Source organism: Inquilinus sp. (genome assembly GCF_057815775.1).
Genome location: NZ_JBYRFX010000175.1, coordinates 1 through 1,580, shown reverse-complemented (window position 1 = coordinate 1,580; position 1,580 = coordinate 1). Strand labels below are relative to the sequence as shown.

General features: G+C 65.2%; 1 protein-coding gene. It reads left to right on the top strand.

Going from position 1 to position 1,580, the window contains the following annotated elements; genetic code table 11:
• Positions 1–498: 498 nt before the first annotated feature.
• Positions 499–1,580, top strand: a 1,082-nt coding sequence (locus tag AC3XYG_RS06245; RefSeq protein WP_489138947.1) for a calcium-binding protein, incomplete at its 3' end; no start/stop codon positions are given.

Sequence of the window (1,580 nt, the reverse complement as noted above, 5' to 3'; positions counted from 1 at the left end):
TGTCGCTCGCCTCGGTGGCTGGAACTGCTACTACAAACCCCCAGGCCCCAAGACTATGGCCCGTGGCCTCGATCGCCTCCTCCATCGCATCACTGGCTTCAAGCTCGCAACCGCCCCGCCAGATGTGTGAATCCCGTAGGGCCTCGAGCCGGGGGACGCGATCCAGCCTTGCCAGCGCAGACTGTGCAGGCGGCGCCGTCCTGGATCGCCCCTCCTAGACTTAAGAAGGCCCTGCAGGTTCATGATGACGATGAAGAATTGGTGAGGCCCTCTTCCAAGAACCATCATCCGAGCCAAGGCGACACGACGCCGGTGTTTCGGAGGCGGTCCCGATCGGCGGTTTGAAACCCCGCTGCGGGGGCACTCCCATCCGACAAGCGCCATAGCCCACTACATAGCCCGGTATGACATACACATTCGATTGATTTAAGTTGATATGTTTTGTATGAAACATTCATTGACCATTTCGGTAAATTCCAGATTTCGTGGAGATAATTCATGGCCACGTTTACCGGCACCAACAGCGCGGAAATCCTGCCGGATCTCATCATCGGTCCTATCTTGGGGATCGGGAACGACTTCATCGACGCCCTCGGCGGCGACGATATCGCGATCGGCTGGTCCGGCGACGACATCATCCGGGGCGGCGCCGGCGCGGACGTCATCATCGGCGGCCTGCTGAACATCGCCGGCGTCATCACCCTGTCGGGCATCGATGCGGCTGATTACACGACCTCGATCGACGGCGTGACGGTCGACCTGTCGGTCCTCCTCTCCCTCACCCTGCCGATCCTGGGCATCAACATCCAGCTGACCGGCGCCTCCCAGGGCTTCGGCGGCGACGCCCAGGGCGACTGGCTGGTCGGCATCGTCAACCTGATCGGCTCGAACACCGGCGCCGACCACCTGAGCGGCAGCGCCGCTGCCAACACGATGAACGGGCAGGGCGGGGACGACGTCCTCGACGGCCAGGGCGGCAATGACATCCTGCTGGGTGGCGCCGGCGACGACACGCTGATCGGCGGCGGCGGCGCAGATTCGCTGCAGGGCGGCGCCGGCACCAACGACACGGCGGATTATTCGGGATCCGCGGCCCCGGTCACGGTCAACCTGACCACCAGCACCGGCCTGGGCGGCGACGCCCAGGGCGACATGTTGACCGACATCGAGAACCTCATCGGGTCCGCCGGGAATGACCTGCTGACCGGGTCGGCCGGCGACAACATCCTCACCGGCGGCGCCGGCGCGGACGCCCTCACCGGCGCCGGCGGCGTCGATACCGCCAATTATGCCGGGTCGGGCGCGGGGGTGACGGTCGACCTGTTGCTTGGCACCGGCCTGGGCGGCGATGCCCAGGGCGACACGCTGAACGGCATCTCCAACCTTATCGGCTCCGCCTTCGATGACCGGCTTACGGGCAGCGACACGGCGAATGTGCTGACGGGCAATGACGGCCAGGACGTGTTGTACGGCAAGGATGGCGACGACACGCTGCTGGGCGGTCTCAGCGACGACAAGCTGGTGGGCGGCCTGGGGGCCGACCATCTCGATGGCGGCGCCGGGTCGGACTGGGCCTATTA